Genomic DNA, 19,593 nt, shown 5'->3' with positions numbered 1-19,593 from the left:
CGCATCTCCGGTAAACAAGACAGGAGTAGTGAAGTTGTAACCGCCAGCACCAGAACCGAAATTGTTAAATGCGGTCGGGTAAGTGTTCCCAGCAGCAGTTAAATCGGCAACGCTACCTGAGTTGGCAGTAGTACCAGACCCAGAAGATACGATCGTACCTGTAAATACAAAGTCCGCCGTTCCCAGATTGGTAGTAGCAGTACCCAAATTAGCAATCAAGGTAGAACCACCGGCTGTCGTACCGTTCGAGTCAAAATACAACACAGTCTCGTTCGAGGCATTCGTAAATGCGAAGAAACCAGCAGTTGTAGAATTGCCCAAGGCAGACGCTTGTGCAGCTTCCAAAGAGGCATAACTGCCGCCGCTGAAAATCACTAACTCTTTGCCAGTAATGTCCGGAGTTGAACCCGTCACACCGTCAAAGTTAGTCGTCGTCAAATTGCCGAATTCGCTCGCGCTAAACTGGAATTTGTCAGTTCCAGAGGTAAAGTCGGTAATCGTATCGCCGCCTTCGCCTGCTGCTTTGTAAACAAACAGATCCGCACCAGCACCGCCAGTCAGAATATCTGCACCAGAACCGCCGCTGAAGATGTCAGCAAATTCAGTACCAGTGACGCTGTTAGCAGTCGCATCTCCGGTAAACAAGACAGGAGTAGTGAAGTTGTAACCGCCAGCACCTGAACCGAAATTGTTAAAGTCGGTCGGGTAAGTGTTCCCAGCCGCAGTTAAATCGACAACGCTGCCTGAGTTGGCAGTAGTACCAGTCGCAGGAGATGCGATCGTACCTGTAAATACAAAGTCCGCCGTTCCCAGATTGGTAGTAGCAGTACCCAGATTCGCAATCAAGGTAGAACCACCGGCTACAGTACCGTTCGAGTCAAAATACAACACAGTCTCGTTCGAGGCATTAGTAAATGCGAAGAAACCAGCAGTTGTAGAATTGCCTACGGCAGACGCTTGTGCAGCTTCCAAAGAGGCATAACTGCCGCCGGTGAAAATCACTAACTCTTTGCCAGTAATGTCAGGAGAAACCCCGCTAACACCGTCAAAGTTAGTCGTCGTCAAATTACCGAAAGCGCTCGCGCTAAACTCGAATTTGTCTACCCCAACAGTAAAGTCGGAAATTTTATCGCCGCCTTCTTTAGTTGTCCTGTAAACAAACAGATCCGCACCACTGCCACCGCTTATGACATCCAAACCGAGGCCGCCGGTGATGGTATCGTTGCCGTCGCCGCCCTTGAGGGTATCGTTATAATTGCTGCCGACAATCTTGTCATCGCCTGCTAAACCATCGAAATTAACTGCAGCCGGATAAGTGCCGAAATCCACATTGTCAGGGCCAGCAGTACCGACAGGAATATTTAGTGGCGTGCCGGTGAAGACAAAGTTACTGACTTGCAGGCGAATGTTCACCGAGAAACTGGTGACAATTTCAAAGCGCGCCCCAATAGCAAATACCAGCACAGAACGACCGGTAGTGGCATCTGTAAACTGACAGAAAGTAGGCGCGTCTGGGTTGCCACCCAAAGCTGCAAACCGCGCTTGCAAAGACGCGATGCTGGTAACAGTGATATCCGCGGTGAAGTCCAGTAAATTAGCGCTGCCGATCGACCCAACAGTAGAACTAGCAGTAATCTCCAGTCGAGTCAAGCTAGCAACGGTGAGATTACCAAAAGCTGCGGTAGAAAGCTCTAAAAGATCGTCATCGACATTAAAGTCAGTAATTAAGTCAGCTTCTACAACTGTTTGAATCTCTTGGCGGGAAGTGCGGTAAATAAAGCGATCTTTCCCAAGACCCCCACTTATAGTATTGGTTCCTAGGCCGCCTTCGATAGCGTCATCGCCATCATTTCCAGTTAAGGTGTCATTCCCAGCACCGCCTATTACTGTGTCATCGCCGATGCCAGCTTCGATATTGTCATCGTCATCGCCGCCGTCGATATCGTCATCATCATCGCCGCCTTTAAGTTTGTCCTTGCCCAAACCTCCTTTTAGTGTGTTTTTGCCTTTACCGCCGTCGATATCGTCATCGTCATCGCCGCCGTCGATATCGTCATCGCCATCTCCGGCTTTAACTTTGTCGTTGCCTTTGCCTGCTTTTATTTTGTGTTTGCCTTTACCGACTTCGATATCGTCATCGTCATCCCCGCTGTCGATATCGTCATCGCCATCCCCGCCTTTAATTGTGTCCTTGCCTTTGCCGCCGATGATTTTGTCTTTGAGCTTACCGCCTGTAATGTTATCGTCACCATCGCCGCCTTCTATGTCGTTATCCAGCGTCGCCGAACCGACAATAACTTGAGATTGTGTAGTGCCAGCAAACTTAAAGACATTTTGCTCGATTTTCAAGCTAAAACGCTGGCCGGTGACAACGTTTTTGCCGTTGCTAACTTCAAAACCAAAACTAGCGGCACCGATAAAACCGGATGCCGCTTTGAAAGTTAACAAGCCTGCGTTAATGTCTGCTTGAGAGAAGGTAAAACCGACTTGTGTTACCGCGACTCCCTTAAAGAATAGTTGGCCGGTTGTAGTCGCGGGCAGCTCGGTTAGCTTGAAGACTATGTTGCTAGGACCTTGCTGGGCATCGACAAAACTCAACAACTCAGAAGTAATAGTTTGCTCGCTGCCGCTGGAACCAGCAGTCAAGCTATTATTAGTTCCCACTCGCGGAGGGTTAAAAATGGGGTTCGGAGTTGGAGTTGGAGTTGGAGTTGGAGTTGGAGTTGAACCAGTAACTCCCAAAAAGTCGCCAGCATCGATCAGCGTTGCGTTGACATTCAACAATAGCGCCAGCGCGAAGTTATTGACCCGAATTTCGGTATTGCCACCGACTTGTATAAAGGTCAAGCTGCTAAAGTTCAAATCACCAAACAGCAGAAACTTGTCCTCGTTGTCTGCGAAGTCAGTGATGACTGCACTTGCCCCAGAGGTACTGTTACTCACGACATAAACGTCAGATCCAGCACCGCCGACACAGGTATGGTTGCCAGTACCGCCCATCAGCGTATCGTTGCCGTCGCCGCCCATCAGCGTATCGTCGCCGTCGCCGCCGCCCATCAGCGTATCGTCGCCGCCGCCGCCGTCTGCCATGTCATTGCCGTCGCCAGTAATGAGGGTATCGTCACCATCACCGCCCATCACGGTATCGTCACCGTCACCGCCGCTAACGCTATCGTCGCCGTCGTCGCCTGCACAGTTGTCGCTGCCGCCACCGCCGATCACGGTATCGTCGTCGTCGCCGCCCATCACGGTATCGTCGCCGTCGTCACCTGCACAGTTATCGCTGCCGGCACCGCCGTTAACGGTATCGTCGCCGTCGCCGCCCATCACGGTATCGTCGCCGTCGTCGCCTGCACAGTTGTCGCTGCCGGCACCGCCGTTAACGGTATCGTTATCTTTGCCGCCGTTAACGGTATCGTTGCCGTCGCCGCCGCTAACGTTGTCCTTGCCCTGATCGCCCCTGACGTTATCGTTGCCTTCGCCACCCTCGCAATCGTCGTCGCCTTTGCCGCCGTAGACGGTATCGCTGCCGGTGCCGCCCTTAACGTCATCGTCGCCTTCGTTACCGTGCACCCAGTCATCGCTGTCATCGCCTTCGCAGGTGTCGTTGCCGGTACCGCCAAAAAGGCTGTCGTTATCTTTACCGCCGTTAAGTTTGTCGTCGCCTTTGCCGCCCTTAACGTTGTCTTTATCGCGATCGCCCTTTATTTCATCGTCGTCATCGCCGCCCTCGCAATCGTCGTCACCTTTACCCCCGTAAATTTTATTTTTTTTGCCAGGGTTTCCTTTGATTGTGTCTCGGCCTTTTTTGCCGAATATCTCCTCGTTAGCGCCGGTGGCGACAATTACGTCATCGTCATCAGTACCGAATAGGGTTCGGCGGCGATCGATGCCGTTGCCATCATCTAAGTCATCTGTGTCGCCCGCATCTTCTTGGGGTACGGCGTTAAATTCAGCAATGTTGCTGTTATCCGCAACTTGACCGTTATCGGCGGTGCTGCCACCGTTTTCTCCGATCGCTACCTTAATTAACTCGGCTAACTCGTCGTCGGACATCTCAGGGGTATTGTTGTCGAAATCCTCGACAGGAATTTGTGTTTCATCTCGATCGGGAAAAAGTGTTCCCGATACATTTTCTAACAACTGTTCTTCTTCCATTCTGGATATTTACCAAAAACGTTTGAGCTTCTTACAATCAATTTATCAGTAAGCAGGAGGCAGCAGAAGAAAAAAATTATAACTTCATGATTTCGCCTGCTAGAGGGGCTGATGTCCTCATCTTTACTATTATAGATGCCACTTAAACTGCAAGGTTTTTTTTCTCATTTGCGAGTTTGATTTTCTGCCATTGCGCACCAAAATTAATTGATCCGCCATTTACACTGTAAGTGCTGCGCCGAAGCGCCTAGCATTTGAGATGTTCTCCGTAATTTCTACATTAAGCTGCGCCGAAGTGCCCTTAATTGTAGATTTTCTACGTAATTTCTACAGTGAATTAGCTGAACTTAAACTCGCAACTTACAACTCCCCAAAACCTCGATCCCCACAATTTTACCCTTGCTTTTCTTGCGATTGAGCCTGGGTGCATTAAATTTTTGTAACACTCCCAGCTCGGACAAACCCTTCCCTGACTTAGGATTTGAGCTTCTTTAACTAAAGGACTACACCCTCCTAACTTTAGTTCCCGATGACTAATTAGAAATTTAGATTGTTCGCCCGGGCAAATATTTGTTTTAATTTTCAGTCGCAGAATTGTCTCTCGATTTTACCGAGGCGAGCAAACTGAAATAGTATTTATTTTGATATACAAAAATAGCTCTGCAAAAATCTATTTATGGCAAGACAGATTGTAAGGTTTAGAAACTAACAGGAATAAACGCAGGAGTTATTTTGGGTTAAAGTTGTAAGTTCGCTCCGCATTTCGAGCGGGACTGACGCAGGGCGATCCTGAGAAAACCAGTTGTTTTGTAGAGGCTTCGCTGCCAAATCAAATATTTCTCCTAGAAACCAGCTTGATGAGGCTTAGTCCTCTAGATGATAAAAATGATTGTTGCTTGAGAGGACAGGAATAATTTGATAGCGGTTGTATAGTTGAGAATTCTTGGCTCCTTAATTTTATTTTTCCTGCTTAACTTTAACTAGATTAAGACAGTTAAATAAAAAAACAAATAACATAAAAGTGGTAAATTAGCAATGCTCGATTAGCAATTATCGAGGGTCAACTATCGATTACGGATCGCCACAGAGGTCTTACGGATGAGGGTGGATCGCTTACGGATGAGGAGCCAGGGCTGACCAATTAATTAATTGACACAAAATCAAGATTTCAGATGGGGGGTTGCTGGTACAGGATAAGCGCTAAGGGCCGATCGACAGATCGAAAAAAAAAAAAAATACTCAACTTTGTCTCCGATATTGCCCTGAAACCGGTTGGCGAGAGCCGAAGTAATTTTAATAAGAACTAGAGATCCGCCTGGTAAAGTGCTTCCAATTTAACTTTACTCAGCAATGAGAAACTCAAGTTCGCGACGAATCTAAAGGGGTCTGCGGTAGAGGTGCAAAATGTTAAAGATAGCAAGATTCGAGAAATTTCGGCTTTCACTGAGCCACAGGGCAATAAAAACTAATAAACTGTTATTAAAGTACAACTTTTATAGCCTCAAAGTGTTTGAACAAATATATTTGACCCCAGCGTTCGCCCGATCGGGGGAAGCGCATTCAGAAACTTTGATTGAAAGAGTAAAAATAATTTTGCCGATGGCTATTGCTAGCCGCAAAAACGCAGGCAAATTCAGAATTAAGGCGGGAGGGCGCTAAATCCGTGAGCCAGGAATTTCAACTCTCAGTCACCCCAGTTGGGGACGACGAATATCTAGTGCGGACAGAAAGGGTTGCACCCGGTGTACCCTTAGCAGAAGAACAAGTCCGCTGGCCGATCGACGAATGGCTTGCACTGTCTGCTCAACTGATGAACGACCCGCTGGTGGGCTTGCTCCAAGGAAAAGCATTACAGGGAACCAGTTTGCCTGGTCGCGGAATCTCGCGCTCGGGAAACAACTCAGCGCCGAATTTAGTAGCCCTCGGGCAACAATTATACAGCGGGCTGTTTCAAGGAAACTTGCGCGATAGCTGGACTTGCGCTCAAGGCATCGCCCAGCACCGCCGAGAAGTGCTGCAACTGCGACTCGGACTCAAAGGCCGGCACTTGCCGCGGCTGCCGTGGGAAGTTCTGCACGCCGGCGATCGCCCTTTGGCAACCGGCACCGATGTCGTGTTTTCCCGCTACCAACCAGGTACAAGTTTGTTCAAACAAACCCGGATACTGCCCAGTGGCGGGCCGCTAAAAATTTTAATGGCGATCGCCTCTCCGAGCGATCGAGACAGCTTGCAGCTCAAGCGAGAAGTGCTTCACCTGCAACAAGAACTCCAAAACCGCACCGCTAACCCTCTCAAAAACAGCCCTCACTCCCCGGAAATTCAACTGACTATTCTCGAACAGCCCGATCGAGAACAACTTACCCAAGCCCTAGAACAAGGACACTACCAAGTCCTGCACTACGCAGGCCACAGCAACTTAGGTTCCAGAGGTGGGGAACTCTACCTAGTCAGCAGCCGCACCGGCTTAACCGAAACCTTGAGTGGCGACGACTTAGCTGGATTGCTCGTTAACAACGGTATTCAGATGGCCGTGTTCAACTCCTGCCGCGGCGCCTACGGCGACCCCTCAAACCTCGCGGACGACAGCCCGGAACGCAACTTAACCGAAGCTCTAGTCAAGCGGGGCATTCCGGCAGTGCTAGCAATGGCAGAAAGCATCCCCGACGATGTAGCCCTAACTCTCACGCGGCTGTTTTACCGCAACCTCAATCAAGGCTATCCAGTCGATCTCAGCCTGAGTCGAGCCAGAGCCGGGCTAATTTCTGCCTACGGTTCTCACCAGTTATACTGGGCTTTGCCCATTCTCTACCAGCACCCGGACTTTGACGGCTATCTGACCGGCGCCCCAGCCCAAGGCGCGGCATCCGGGTCTCGGGTGCCAATAATCGCGTCGGGAACGCAGCCGGCTCTCGCGGGTACAGAATGGAATGCGCCACCTTCGCTCTCGGCGATCGCCCAATACCCGGCGACAGCCAATAGATCGCATGATTCAGACAGTTCTGACGGCGAAGTCTGGGAATATTTTCCTGACCCATTAAAAGAGTGCAGGGATTGGGTTCACCAGAACGATCGGCACGAGGCTGCTAATTCACCGAACTCACCGACGGCTTCGCCGTCCTCTATTAATAATCCTGACTCTTCGGTTATCCAAGAAATTTCCCCTGTGGCACCGGCTCAGAAACCGTTAAAAAAACCGGGATTGAAAAAATCTGTGGTCCTGGTGCTTTGCTTGTTGCCGGTTGCTTTGAGTGCAGGCTTTTTTGGGTGGCGGTACTCGCACCAGCGAGACACGAAACCAGAAGAGTTACTGCCGGCGGTACGGACTCCCCTGTCGCAAAATTACCTGCAAGAACGCCACTAAAAGCAACAACCTCCGTCAGTGCTGAGTTTGGGCCCGCTTGCCATGACTCCAAACTGGCGGAGGTTGTTGCTGGCAATTGGCTCACGGCTGCCGCTGGAAAAGTTATCAAAAGTATGCTGCTCGATCGAATCTCGGACTTACGCTCATCAAACTGGTTTCTACCCAACATCAGAAGCTAGGCAACCTCCACATCTAGGAAGAAAATGGGTTTCTCGTCGATAGAGTAAGTCCGGGACTACTTAATATAGAATTCGTCAGTCAATTTGAGATTTTAGACTTCGGCATCAGCGCTCAGTCGAACGATTTGAGATTTTAGATTTACTCCACAGATAAATCTGGGATCTTGAACAAAAATCTAAAATTTTGATTTCTCCACGACAGGAGTCGGTGACTTGTATCCGTTTTTGGGCTGGCTGATTCGGCAGCCCGAGCATTGGTCATTCGGTACAAGACAATAAAAGCAAGAGCTGCAACAATTAAAAACTTCCTCACCGTCAGGGTGGTTACTATATTTCACAATAAGTAATTGTGCAAGTGGTGGTGAGTTTGACGTGCCCCTACAGCTTGCGCATAAATTTTGAGAGTCTGGCAGTTTGCCGGCTACGAGTGGAAACCAGTAGATTTACACCGAAACTCCATCCCGGGAACTGCTGATAATTTGTAGTGCATGAAACATTTAAGCTGTTGTGCATTTAACTCGGTCTTTTTCAATTCCCCTGTGGAAAGAACCTCAAATTTTCTGGCTTGGGGCCGGAGGAGGAAGATTTTCCCGAGTTGCCCCTGGAAATCTACTGATACGCGGCGAAGCGTTAAGATTCGCGAAGCAATCTCGCCCGATCAAAACTATTCCCCTCCTGGTGCCTGCGTGATGTTTATGCCGCCGCGCCCATTGAGCCGGGTTTTAGGTTAAACCCGTTCAACGAACAGGTGAAATTTCCTTCAATTTTTACCTGATTGCCTTCCCCAGACTGCTTTCTCTGCAAGTTATATGCCGAACACCTTAATAGAAGATTGCTCGTTGGTATTTGGGGTTGTGAGGGGATTTGCCGCCAGAAAAACAGGGTTTATACCTTTTTAGATTTTAGATTTTAGATTTTAGATTGAAGAATTGGGAATGACTTATTCCATAAGGGTTTGGAGCTTGCCTACAGTTGGATTCTTTTTGTAAACTGGTTTTGGAAGTAGCTGGCAGCGGCATCGAGAACAAGTGCTGCCTCGCCTTGTTGAGGTAAAAGTTAACCCCGCGCAGGTAAATGCTTTCGGCAGATTTGCAGTGGCAGCACTCTAGGTATTTCGATTCATGGCTGTGTTGTTTTTACCTTGACCGCAGACACGATCGGACATTGGTGAATGCAGGGAACAGACTTTACTGTAAAAAAGTAAAGCATTTAATTTGCGACAATAATTCCCTGCCCGATCGCTCCGAGGCTTAGGCAAGCATTTGAGCCGCGAGGAGCAAATTGATCGCCCTTCGAGCATCCTTACTTGCACACCCGGTCTTGAGGTCGCAGAAATTTATCCAGAATCTTAATATTCAGAATTCTTAGTATTGACAGTGAAACAAAGTTAATCTAATGTGTTGTAATTGATATAAGTAAAGTCCAATAAGCGAGGTACGGTCAATGGCAGAAACAGCTACAGCACCCTTAACAGGAAAAGGTCTGCTTCAAAAAATCAAAGGCAGCGATTTGCCGCGCAGAGAACTTGCAAAGCTTTGCGGCTACTTCACGGTCAGCAAAAGTGGAGAAACCCGGATTAATCTGGCTGAGTTTTACGATGCAGTGTTAGCTGCTAAGGGCATTGAGCTAGAGAAGTCGAAAGCAGACGGACGCGGGCGAGAAGCGAGTTATCGAGCTAGCGTTCACAAGAATGGTTCGATCGTGATCGGGGCAAATTATACCCAAGAAATGGGATTAAAGCCGGGAGACGAGTTTGAAATTAAACTCGGATACAAGCACATTCGCTTGATTCAGATCGATGTGGACAGACCGGATGTGGATGTGGATGATGAAGAGGAGGATACAGAAGAATAGAGGCGATCGCGATGCAGTCAGCCGATAGCAAGGCGACTGGATTTGGCATTCGCTACACGAGTATTTGCGCGCCACCCTTCGATTTAACTGATGAGCTGTCTTGACTATTTCTATTTTCTCTTGTCCCGCAAAGATTACAGTGCCTCTGAACTTCGCAAAAAGGGGCAAGAGAAAGGTTTTGGCAATGAGGAAATATTGGAGGCGATCGCGCAAATTCAAGACCGGGGCTATCAGTCCGACACTCGCTTGGTGGCAAACTCGATCGCCTCTGCAGCAGGCAAATACGGGAAGTCCGCCATCAAGCGCAAGTGCCTGCAAAAAGGAATTACCAGCGATTTGTTCGAGCAAGTCTGGGAAGAAGAAATTCCCGAAAATCAGGACTCCGAAGCAGAAAAACTGGCCGAATTAAAAGCCAAAGTCATGCGCAAATACAAGATCGATACTTTGGCTAAAGCAGATCCGAAAACCAAGGGAAAAGTCTTGAATTACCTGCAATACAGGGGCTTTAATGCCTTTGAAATGTGGCGGCAGTGGCAGGCGGAAGAAGAAGATGAGTAAGTTATAGGACAACCCTCGATCGATGCGGCCCCCAGATAGTCAAGGACAACTGCACTGCTGGCTGGGGGCTAAATTGTGAGTTCTGAGTTTTTGTAACTGTATGTCAATCCTCAGACTTGACTAAATAAGATTCGTACATCTGCCGGTGTCTGGCTAAAAGCTGGAGATATTTCTCGTTGCTTTTGGCCAGCATCCATTTCTCTTGAAAAATGGCGGCGGATTCTGCTTTCACCGGATCTGCTTGTAGCGGCAAAATATTTTTTCGAGCTGCGCTTTGCTCTGCAACAGACTTCAGCTTTTGAGGGTTTTGCTGGTATTTTCGGCCGCTTTTGTGGTTGGCGTAGCGACGCGATCGAGTGTAGCCCATCTGTAAGAACTTGCGAGCCATGTCGGCTCCCACAAAATCTTCGCGATCGAGATACTCTAAAAACAAGGAGTAAATTTTGCTGCTGGATTCCCTGGCAATTTCAGGAGTCTTAAATCTCCAGAAAGGCAGAATTTCTCCTTTGTAGGGTTCCACCAACAGCACTCCCTGTTCTCCTTTCCCTACCCGATAAAGTTCCGGGTGCTGTCGAAAGTCGATGTTCTTAAAATCCAAAGAGTAGTCGAACTGCTTCATTGGGCATTTTCTGTTTTATCTGGAATTATAGAAGCCCGGGGTTTACCTTCGTCTGGTTGAGTATAAACCCAAGCCCAAGCAATCAAGACAGCTTGAAAAGGCAGCCTGAACCAATACAGTAATTGGTTGTGGGGAATCCCTTCTATCGGAATGTTGTTGACGGCTTGATTGATATTAGCTGGAAACACGGCAATAAACAAGGCAATTAATCCCCACGCAGCCGCCCTGCTGACAGGAGGAACTAACAGCCCAATTCCTCCCAAAATCTCGAAAAAACCGCTGATATAAACCAAGGCTTCCGGGTAAGGAAGCTGGGGCGGCACGATTCTGATAAAAGGTGCGGGTACTGCAAAGTGCAGCACGCCTACAATATTGATAGCTACTGCGAGGATAACTCGCCAAATTTCTTTTTGACTTTTCATGGGCAATCGGTAATTAATAATTGTTAACTTGCTGCGATAATGCTTGCAAAAATTGGCTATCTGGGATCGAGATGACAAGAAAACTCAGACACAAAAATTCTAGCTTTCCGGGTTTGTCTACTCTTGCTGGTGGCTGAAAGGATCTTGTTTAGTAGAAAAACCTGGTTTCTGGGTAAGTCCCTGACAAGTTTTCTCAGCCCCAAACTAGAGGAAGCGAGAACTCGAATCGACAGCCTGCGCGTTGACTGCCGAAAACAGATAGCGCGCATTTTGATACCAGGATTTTAATGTCTAGTCCCCTGCTGCTGTCTCTATCTTCGGGTAGTAAAACCTGATTTTTGGTTCCGGCTAGGGCTCAGTCAGCAGCCAAACCAGGGGGATTTTCTCGATCGACAAATGCGCCTGGGCTTAACATTAAATCATCCAGGGAATTGATGAGTGCGATTGCTTCTAAATTTGAGCTTGCCTTGCAGGCGATTCCCTACCCTACCCTACGGGAACCCCTACGGGGAACGGGAACCCGTGCGGGAAGATAGCTTCGCTCGCACGTACCTTGATTAGACTAATTAATGCGAGTAATTTGTCAATAACTTTAAGGATTATTTAAGATTTTCGCTTTGAGAATTATTTGGAGAGGCAATTCGGAAACACTCTGTAATTAAAATAAGCGTCTCTATTTGGGGTTTTGTCAACTTCCTACAGATGTTACAATTGATCAAATGATCGAATTTGCTAAAAACTCGATCGCCATAGCAACTCCCAAATTATCCTGCTGGAATTCAAAATTGTCACCAATGGCAGGAACTTTTTAGCCTGCACATTATTCAAAAAGATTGAGCCTCCAAGCGCTGTGTCATTTTTATCTACACGCAAGCAATCACCGACGACCATGAACACCTCACTGAACACCTCTACATTTGGCATAAACCGGATGCTGCGACAATCGCTGTTGCTTGGCATCATTTCTGCAGCAGCTTTGGCTAGCGGATGGGCGCCCGGTTTGTACGGACAATCCCCAAACCTCGTTTTCGGAGCTGCAGCCCAAGCTCAAGAGATTAGCAGCGAGGAAATTACTAGCTACGCTCGCGCTGTGTTGGCAATAGAACCCAGACGGGTGGAAGCTTTTAACGAAATTAAAGGAATGGCTGGGGGCTCGGTTCCCAGAGTAGTGTGCAACGAAACTCAGGAAATTAATAGGTTGTCTGGAAATGTTCGCGGTATCGCGGTGAATTACTGCCAACAAGCTAAAAAAGTTATCGAAACCAATGGTTTGACAGTTAGTCGCTTCAACCAGCTCACTTTGCTCCAGCAAGCGAATCCGGCAGTCAAACAGCGAATTCAAGCGGAACTGCTGCGGCTGCAACAAGCGGGCAATCAATAAGCTTGAGGGTTTGATTCTTTCTTCCTCTCCCGTTCGATTGTTCGAGTGACTAGACGGTATGCAAAAATTTTTGAAAAAATGGCGATCGTCTGTAATAAAGTGCTTGACAAAACAACCAAAATTTGGTATTAAGATAAAAACGGGAGCGGTTTAGAGAGATGACTATTTTCCCACTAGGTGTAAATTCCAATTAAAGAGCAAAAAATATTCCTCAAAAACTAGATGTGCAGTGAATTGCTCTGAAGAATAGAATATAAAAATGCTAACTTTCACAAACTATTTGCCTGCAAATCCCGATGCTATTGTCAGCTTTACTTTACCAATGACAGCCGACGATCGCACTCGCAGCCGCCACCGATTCGAGACAGAGACGGGGGAAAAGCTGCACCTGAGTTTGCCAAGAGGTACGGTACTGCGCGATCGAGATTTATTGCAGTCGGAAGACGGTAGCTGTTTGGTACTGGTAAGTGCAAAACCCGAATCGGTGCTGACAGCGCGGGCATCAAGTCCGCTGCTACTGATGCGGGCGGCTTATCATTTAGGAAACCGTCACGTAGCTTTAGAAGTTGCCGATAATTATTTAAGGCTTTCTCCCGACTCTGTGTTGCAGGGAATGCTCGAAAAAATGGGTTTGGAAGTAACAGAGGAAATTGTGCCGTTTCAGCCGGAAATGGGCGCTTACGGGCACAGCCATTAGATTTTAGATTTTAGATTTTAGATTTTAGATTTGCTCCCACCGATGAGTCCGAGGGCTTATGACCAAATTGGTTTGGGCCATTCAATTAGATTTTAGATTTTAGATTTTAGATTTTAAATTTACTCCCACCGATGAATCCGAGGGCTTATGACTAAATTGCTTTCGGCCATTCAATTAGATTTTAGATTTTAGATTTTAGATTTTAGATTTACTCCTACCGATGAATCCGAGGGCTTATAACTAAATTGCTTTCGGCCATTCAAGAAGCAAGAAGTCAACAGTCAACAGTCAACAGTCAACAGTGAACAATCAACTTTTATCTTTGTTGCAGCTAGCTTTTGCACCTGTGGGAGCTTATAGTTATTCTGAGGGAATCGAAAGTCTGGTAGAAACCGGTGCGATCGACAGCGAGATTACTTTGAGGAATTGGTTAGAAAATTCGCTGCAATTCGGGGCTGTTCGAGTAGAAGCCGCTGTGGTGGTACGGGCTTTGAGGGCAGCCCAGATTGGGGATTTGACCGCTTTGAATTACTGGAATGCTTGGGCGACTGCTGCTAAGGAAACAGAAGAGTTGCGCTTGCAAAGTTGGCAAATGGGGCGGACTTTGGTCAGGTTGCTGCTAGATTTGCGTGAAGCGAAGCTATCCCGCAGGGAATCGCCCGTTGCTTCTGAGTTAACAACAAGTGTAAAAGATTTGGTGGAATTTGGCGGCAATCCGTGCAATTTTGCGATCGGCTTTGGCATTGCCGCCGCCAACTGGCAGATTGAAGAGGAAGCCGCCGTGTTAGGATATTTGTACAGTTGGGCTGCCAATTTGGCGAGTGCGGGCGTGAAACTGATTCCCCTCGGTCAAACAGCCGGTCAACAGTTACTGTTAGATTTGCAGTCTCAAATTAGCTGTACCGCGCAAGAAGTTTTAAAATTAGAAGATGATGATATTGCTAGTTGCAGTTGGGGATTAGGCCTAGCTAGCATGGCGCACGAAACTCAGTACACTCGGTTGTTTCGCAGTTGAAAATCTAAAATCTAAAATCTAAAATCTAAAATCTAAAATCTAAAATCGCTATGGGTGCTTTTCGTGTAGGAATTGCGGGGCCAGTTGGTTCGGGGAAAACTGCTTTACTTGATGCTTTGTGCAAGTCGCTGCGGCAGCAGTACCAGATTGCGGTTGTTACTAATGATATCTATACTCAGGAAGATGCACAGTTTTTGGTTCGGAGTCAAGCTTTAGAGAGCGATCGAATTTTGGGCGTAGAAACGGGAGGCTGTCCCCACACAGCCATCCGCGAAGATGCTTCCATTAACTTAGTAGCTATAGAAGAGTTAGAACACAAATTCACTGATTTAGATTTAGTATTTGTCGAAAGCGGCGGCGACAATTTGGCGGCAACATTTAGCCCCGAGTTAGTAGATTTAACAATTTACGTAATCGATGTCGCTGCGGGCGATAAAATTCCGCGCAAAGGCGGCCCAGGAATTACTAAATCTGATTTGTTAGTAATTAATAAAACAGACCTCGCACCTTATGTAGGAGCAGATTTAGGCGTGATGGAACGAGACGCTAAAAAAATGCGAAACGATAAACCTTTTGTTTTTACTAACTTGAAGACAAAGGAAGGATTAGAATCGGTAGTTAACTTTGTTAAGTTGAATATTGGTGAGAATTAGGGATTAAGCGCGCGATCGTCCATTCCAAATGCTAAAATTCCCAAAATTTTACCCAAATTGGTAAGCAAAGTTTCGGTTGTCTCAACAAAAACCGCTTGTCCTTCGAGTTTTAAGAATTTCCACCTATCTCCTGTAGTGACAGCCCCATAAATTGTGGTAATCTCATTACCTTCGCGCTCGTTGAAGATTTTAGCTGCTAGCATTTCAGCTATACACTGTCCCAATCCAGAATTAATGTTTTCCTTTTTAGCCTCTACAATAGCAATGACTGGGGCTTTTACAATCAACAATTCTGGCGATCGACTTATCAAAAAATCACAATTCCCATTCAGCCCTCTTTCAGCATCTACAGTAAAATCAATGCCAGAAAATAAGCTCACGCGATGGTGCAAAAGTTTTCTCAATTCCATTAAAATCGGCGCGATAATCAGTTCCGAACGCGATTTTTCTGTATTGCTACCGAGAGCTACAGGCAGATTTTCTTGCAAAGTTTCGGTCAGTAATCTGCTGTACTCTAACTCTGGTGCAGGAGTGAAGATTTCAACTATTTCAGAATAAGCTAAGTCAAAGGTTTTCAAAACTCTGTCTAAATTAAAGTCACTGTATGCCATTTGACTTTCTCCGGGTTACAAATTATCGATCGCCTATTTACTTTAACACTCCCTACCGCACCACCAATTCCCTCACCAAATTAGCCAAACGTTCTGTACTGTCTCTAACCGCTAATTGAGCAGCAGCTTTAGACATTTTTTCCAAGTATTCGGAATCTCTTAACAAATACAACACTTTGCTTTGCAATACCTCTGCTGTCAGTTCGCTTTGACGGAATACCACAGCGGCGCCGGCTTTAGCAAATACTTCCGCATTAAATCTTTGGTGGTCGTCAGCGGCGTGAGGAAAAGGAATTAAAATAGAAGGTACTCCAGTCACTGCTAATTCTGTTAGAGCACTCGCGCCCGATCGACTAATTGCTAAATTTGCTCGCTGCAATAAGCTCGCCACATTGTCGTAAAATGGCATAGACAAATATTGCTCGTGTTTTAAACTCTCAGCCTCCGGGTCATTATTTCCTGTCAGGTGAACCACCCAAGCACCAGCATCAAACCAAGCCGGAGCACACTGGCGCACTAACTGATTGATGGCGACAGCACCTTGAGAGCCGCCCATGACTAAAATTACAGGTACACTGTCAGGAATTGGCAAATTTAAAGGTTGGCGGGCGAGGAATTGCGATCGCACGGGCGTACCAGCAACCACGGTTTTCGCGCGGGGTAAATGCTGGGCTGCTGCTTCAAATCCGATCGCCACAGCAGTGCACAAAGGACTAAACCAGCGCGTCACCTTCCCCGGAATTGCATTAGATTCGTGGAGAATCACCGGCAAACCCAAAGAACGGGCCGCCAGAATAGCAGGTGCTGCGATGTAACCGCCAGTAGTAAAAACTCCCTGAAAATTTCCCGCTTTGAGCAACTTCCGCACCTGAACGATCGAGCCGGCGAGTCCGCCCAAAATTCGCAGTGTACCGAGCCCAAATTGCTGCTGAAAGCCTTCGACGGCGATCGTGTGGAGGGGGTAAAGGGATGAAACTAACTGGGTTTCCATGCGGTCTGGGACTCCCAGCCATTCGATCTGACAGTCGTTCAACTGACTGGCGGTGGCGATCGCGGGAAATAAATGTCCACCAGTGCCGCTAGCTGCAACCAACAACCGGAGGGGGGCTTTTGTCAAGGTATTTGTTTCTTTTACAAGTACAAGTTCCACAGGTCGAGCGATTTTATATTTGAGGTTTTAGATTATTATGCTTATTATTCCGGCAGTTTCAGCCAATTATCAATCAGCAATCTAAAATTAGATTGTGCCGTGTCCGTCCTTCCGTTGTCAGGAGTCGTTGCAGGCGAACAGTTGCCCGCGCCACGACTCCTGACAAATAACCAAATTATCACCTAATGCGTAATTTTTTGAATTTAGTGCCAAGTGCATCTGAGTATTTTTCCAGCCGACGACTGGAAAAAGCCGATCGGGCGATCGTTTTTGGCTTTAACTGCGGGCAGTCGATCGCTCAAATCTTGTTATGTTTAACAGTGGTAAGTGCTGGCGTGTTGCATCCGAGTGCAGCAAGAGCGATCGGTGCGATCGCGGCGACTCCCCGAACGATCGCCCAAACCCCTGCAAATGCGCCCGCCCCACTCACAAAACTGCTAACAGAAATTGACGCAGCGGCCAACCGGCGCGATGTCAAAGCAGTTATGGCATTTTACAGCCAGAACTTCACTCATTCTGACGGCTTAAACAGCCAAAGCATGGCAAAAGCCCTCACCCAACTCTGGGAGAGATATCCGAGTTTAAATTACCGCACCGAGATCAAATCTTGGAACACCGAAGGTAGCGCCATTGTCGCTGAAACCGTAACTACAATTTCCGGCACTCAAAAACAGGATGGCAGAGAATTAACTCTCAAAGCTACCATCCGTTCTCAGCAGCGCTTTGAAGGTGAAAAAATAGTTAAGCAAGAGATTTTAGCAGAACAAACTCAGCTTAGTTCTGGCCAAAATCCTCCCACAATTGAAGTGAATGTGCCGGAGCAAGTTAAGGTGGGCGAAGAGTACCATTTTGATGCCATTGTTCGAGAGCCGATCGGCGATGATATTTTAATAGGGACTGTTTTGGAGGAACCCGTTAGCGAAAAAACCTTTTTTAATCCGTCAGAAGTCGAGCTGGAGTTGCTAAATTCCGGGGGAATTTTTAAAGTAGGTAAAGCTCCGGCTACCCCTGAAAATCGCTGGGTTTCAGCAGTTTTGATGCGACAAGGCGGAATTGCAATGGTTAGTGTGCGATTGCGGGTTGTCAAGTAATAAAATAGGTGTTATTGGTTATTTGGGTAATTTCTGTAGTGGCGGGTTAAGTAAAATCTCTAATACAAAGGAGAGAACGGGTAAACCTGCCCCTACAAGAATTATGGTTATTTGACCAGACTTGATTTTATGCCAACTAAACACTAAGTTTGTTCCTCTTCCTTCCTCTCTGCGCCCTAGAAAGGTTAATACATCTTCCTTATTATTAAAAATGATTTCTATTCACAATCAAATTGTTTTCATTACAGGTGCAAGTAGCGGTATCGGAGCAGCCTGTGCCAAGATATTCGCCAAAGGTGGAGCAAAACTAATTTTAGCAGCCCGCCGCTTTGAAAAACTCGATCGACTGGCGAAGGAACTTGTAGAAACAAAATCGATCGCGTCGGCGAACGAGATTTACTTGCTAGAATTGGACGTGCGCGATCGCCCGCAAGTCGAATCGGCGATAGCTGCGCTTCCCGATGCGTGGAAAAGCATAGATATTCTGATTAACAATGCGGGATTGAGCCGGGGTTTAGACAAACTGCACGAAGGCAACTTTCAAGATTGGGAAGAAATGATTGATACCAATGTTAAAGGCTTGCTGTACATGACTCGCTCGATCGTGCCGGGAATGGTAAGCCGAGGCCGCGGCCACGTAGTGAATATCGGCTCAATAGCCGGCCGCCAAACTTATCCGAAAGGCAATGTTTATTGCGCTTCCAAAGCAGCAGTGAGAGCTATTTCTGAAGGGCTGAAACAAGACCTTTTGGGAACAGCAGTGCGGGTGACGGAAATAGAGCCTGGTTTGGTGGAAACAGAATTTAGCAATGTCCGGTTTCACGGCGACTCAGAAAAAGCAAAAAATGTCTATCAAGGATTGACACCTCTGACTGCTGAAGATGTAGCCGATGTCGTGTATTTTTGCGCGACGCGATCGCCCCACGTCAATATTAGCGAAATCTTGCTAGTTCCGACAGACCAAGCTAGTGCAACTCTGGTTCACCGAAAAGAGTTTTGAGTTTTTAGTGGTAAGTGTCCGGATTGCGCTCGAATTCTCAGCAAGCTTAATTGGTAGATGCACCCTGATTAATTAACTCCCGACCAATTTTGGCCGGGTTTTTTTTGGCAATCGCACCCTTAGCCACAAATTCTCCAAAATTCTGCCAAACTGTCCTGAAAGAGGTGCTGTGACGTGGGAGATTAAATTAGTAGATGCACCCTGATTAATTAACTCCCGACCAATTTTGGCCGGGTTTTTTTTGGCGATCGCACGCCCTTGCCACAAATTCTCCTAAATTCTGTCAAATTGTCCTGAAAAAGGTGTTTTGAGGCGGGAGATTAAATTAGTAGATGCACCCTGATTAATTAACTCCCGACCAATTTTGGCCGGGTTTTTTTTGTCGATCGCACGCCCTCACCACAAATTTTCGCATTCGGCTAAAGTGTCCTGAAAGAGGTGTTTTGAGGCGGGAGATTAAATTAGTAGATGCACCCTGATTAAATAACTCCCGACCAATTTTGGTTTGGGGTTTTTTTTTGCGGTATCGACGCTGATGCTGAAAAAGTTTGAGGTTGTCCGGATGGCGATCGAATTCTCAGGAAGCTTAATTGGTAGATGCACCCTGATTAATTAACTCCCCACCAATTTTGGTTTGGGGTTTTTTTTTGCGGTATCGACGCTGATGCTGAAAAAGTTTGAGGTTGTCCGGATGGCGATCGAATTCTCAGGAAGCTTAATTGGTAGATGCACCCTGATTAATTAACTCCCCGCCAATTCTGGTTTGGGGTTTTTTTTTCGTATTGCACCCCAAACCACGAATTTTCCCAAATTTTCTCAAACTGTCCGGAATAGGTACGCCTCG

Annotated in this window: 14 protein-coding genes; 9 read left to right on the top strand and 5 right to left on the bottom strand. The window is 47.1% G+C overall.

Annotated features, from left to right (window positions below):
• The coding region (locus QUA20_RS18200) for a cadherin-like domain-containing protein (RefSeq protein WP_333190479.1) at positions 1-4,158 on the bottom strand (4,158 nt) is incomplete at its 3' end.
• A gap of 1,663 nt (positions 4,159-5,821) precedes the next feature.
• On the opposite strand from QUA20_RS18200, the gene QUA20_RS18195 reads away from it, so the two are divergent.
• The 3 genes from QUA20_RS18195 (at position 5,822) to QUA20_RS18185 (ending at position 10,110) form a co-directional block, all read left to right on the top strand.
• Positions 5,822-7,519, top strand: coding sequence for a CHAT domain-containing protein (locus tag QUA20_RS18195; RefSeq protein ID WP_333190477.1), 1,698 nt, complete (start codon positions 5,822-5,824; stop codon positions 7,517-7,519).
• Positions 7,520-9,141: 1,622 nt separating this feature from the next.
• A complete protein-coding gene (locus QUA20_RS18190; protein ID WP_172184952.1) occupies positions 9,142-9,552 on the top strand; it encodes an AbrB family transcriptional regulator in 411 nt (136 codons plus the stop codon).
• Positions 9,553-9,642: 90 nt separating this feature from the next.
• Positions 9,643-10,110: a regulatory protein RecX gene (locus QUA20_RS18185; RefSeq protein WP_333190475.1), complete on the top strand. Its 468-nt coding sequence runs from the start codon at positions 9,643-9,645 to the stop codon at positions 10,108-10,110.
• A 103-nt stretch (positions 10,111-10,213) separates the two neighbouring features.
• Here QUA20_RS18185 and QUA20_RS18180 read toward each other — a convergent pair whose 3' ends face one another.
• A complete protein-coding gene (locus tag QUA20_RS18180; RefSeq protein WP_333190473.1) occupies positions 10,214-10,729 on the bottom strand; it encodes a DUF4385 domain-containing protein in 516 nt (171 codons plus the stop codon).
• Positions 10,726-11,151: a DoxX family protein gene (locus QUA20_RS18175; protein WP_333190471.1), complete on the bottom strand. Its 426-nt coding sequence runs from the start codon at positions 11,149-11,151 to the stop codon at positions 10,726-10,728. The genes QUA20_RS18180 and QUA20_RS18175 overlap by 4 nt, the downstream gene beginning before the upstream one ends.
• An 889-nt stretch (positions 11,152-12,040) precedes the next feature.
• On the opposite strand from QUA20_RS18175, the gene QUA20_RS18170 reads away from it, so the two are divergent.
• The 4 genes from QUA20_RS18170 to ureG all read left to right on the top strand — a co-directional run bounded on the left by QUA20_RS18170 (position 12,041) and on the right by ureG (position 14,897).
• The gene (locus QUA20_RS18170; RefSeq protein WP_172184942.1) at positions 12,041-12,532 is read left to right on the top strand and encodes a DUF4168 domain-containing protein; all 492 of its coding nucleotides are present in this window, start codon (positions 12,041-12,043) and stop codon (positions 12,530-12,532) included.
• 259 nt (positions 12,533-12,791) lie between these two features.
• Positions 12,792-13,229 (top strand): urease accessory protein UreE, encoded by a 438-nt coding sequence (gene ureE / locus QUA20_RS18165; protein ID WP_333190469.1) that lies wholly within the window; start codon positions 12,792-12,794, stop codon positions 13,227-13,229.
• Between the two features lie 301 nt (positions 13,230-13,530).
• Entirely contained in the window at positions 13,531-14,244 is a 714-nt protein-coding gene (locus QUA20_RS18160; protein WP_333190467.1) for an urease accessory protein UreF, read from the top strand.
• 50 nt (positions 14,245-14,294) lie between these two features.
• Entirely contained in the window at positions 14,295-14,897 is a 603-nt protein-coding gene (gene ureG / locus QUA20_RS18155) for an urease accessory protein UreG (protein WP_333190465.1), read from the top strand.
• On the opposite strand, the gene QUA20_RS18150 is transcribed toward ureG, so the two are convergent.
• Together QUA20_RS18150 and murG are read right to left on the bottom strand one after the other, a co-directional pair.
• On the bottom strand, positions 14,894-15,508 hold the full coding sequence (locus tag QUA20_RS18150; protein ID WP_333190463.1) for a hypothetical protein: 615 nt from the start codon (positions 15,506-15,508) through the stop codon (positions 14,894-14,896). The genes ureG and QUA20_RS18150 overlap by 4 nt on opposite strands.
• 52 nt (positions 15,509-15,560) lie before the next feature.
• Positions 15,561-16,625, bottom strand: coding sequence for an undecaprenyldiphospho-muramoylpentapeptide beta-N-acetylglucosaminyltransferase (gene murG, locus QUA20_RS18145; RefSeq protein WP_333190461.1), 1,065 nt, complete (start codon positions 16,623-16,625; stop codon positions 15,561-15,563).
• Between the two features lie 218 nt (positions 16,626-16,843).
• Between murG and QUA20_RS18140 the strand changes: the two genes are divergently transcribed.
• Positions 16,844-17,749, top strand: coding sequence for a nuclear transport factor 2 family protein (locus QUA20_RS18140; RefSeq protein WP_333190459.1), 906 nt, complete (start codon positions 16,844-16,846; stop codon positions 17,747-17,749).
• A 211-nt stretch (positions 17,750-17,960) separates the two neighbouring features.
• Complete coding sequence (locus QUA20_RS18135) at positions 17,961-18,749, top strand: SDR family oxidoreductase (RefSeq protein ID WP_333190457.1); 789 nt, start codon at positions 17,961-17,963, stop codon at positions 18,747-18,749.
• Positions 18,750-19,593 lie beyond the last annotated feature (844 nt).

Source organism: Microcoleus sp. Pol7_A1 (genome assembly GCF_036701085.1).
GTDB lineage: Bacteria > Cyanobacteriota > Cyanobacteriia > Cyanobacteriales > Microcoleaceae > Microcoleus > Microcoleus asticus.
Note: the sequence above shows the minus strand (reverse complement) of the source record. Positions and strands in the feature narration are given on the sequence as shown.

Bases quoted from the DNA above. Each gene is read 5' to 3' on its own strand.
- QUA20_RS18140 (WP_333190459.1), top strand. From the start codon at position 16,844: ATGCGTAATTTTTTGAATTTAGTGCCAAGTGCATCTGAGTATTTTTCC.
- QUA20_RS18135 (WP_333190457.1), top strand. From the start codon at position 17,961: ATGATTTCTATTCACAATCAAATTGTTTTCATTACAGGTGCAAGTAGC.
- QUA20_RS18150 (WP_333190463.1), bottom strand. From the start codon at position 15,508: ATGGCATACAGTGACTTTAATTTAGACAGAGTTTTGAAAACCTTTGAC.
- QUA20_RS18180 (WP_333190473.1), bottom strand. From the start codon at position 10,729: ATGAAGCAGTTCGACTACTCTTTGGATTTTAAGAACATCGACTTTCGA.
- QUA20_RS18190 (WP_172184952.1), top strand. From the start codon at position 9,142: ATGGCAGAAACAGCTACAGCACCCTTAACAGGAAAAGGTCTGCTTCAA.
- ureG (WP_333190465.1), top strand. From the start codon at position 14,295: ATGGGTGCTTTTCGTGTAGGAATTGCGGGGCCAGTTGGTTCGGGGAAA.
- QUA20_RS18175 (WP_333190471.1), bottom strand. From the start codon at position 11,151: ATGAAAAGTCAAAAAGAAATTTGGCGAGTTATCCTCGCAGTAGCTATC.
- QUA20_RS18185 (WP_333190475.1), top strand. From the start codon at position 9,643: ATGAGCTGTCTTGACTATTTCTATTTTCTCTTGTCCCGCAAAGATTAC.
- QUA20_RS18170 (WP_172184942.1), top strand. From the start codon at position 12,041: ATGAACACCTCACTGAACACCTCTACATTTGGCATAAACCGGATGCTG.
- ureE (WP_333190469.1), top strand. From the start codon at position 12,792: ATGCTAACTTTCACAAACTATTTGCCTGCAAATCCCGATGCTATTGTC.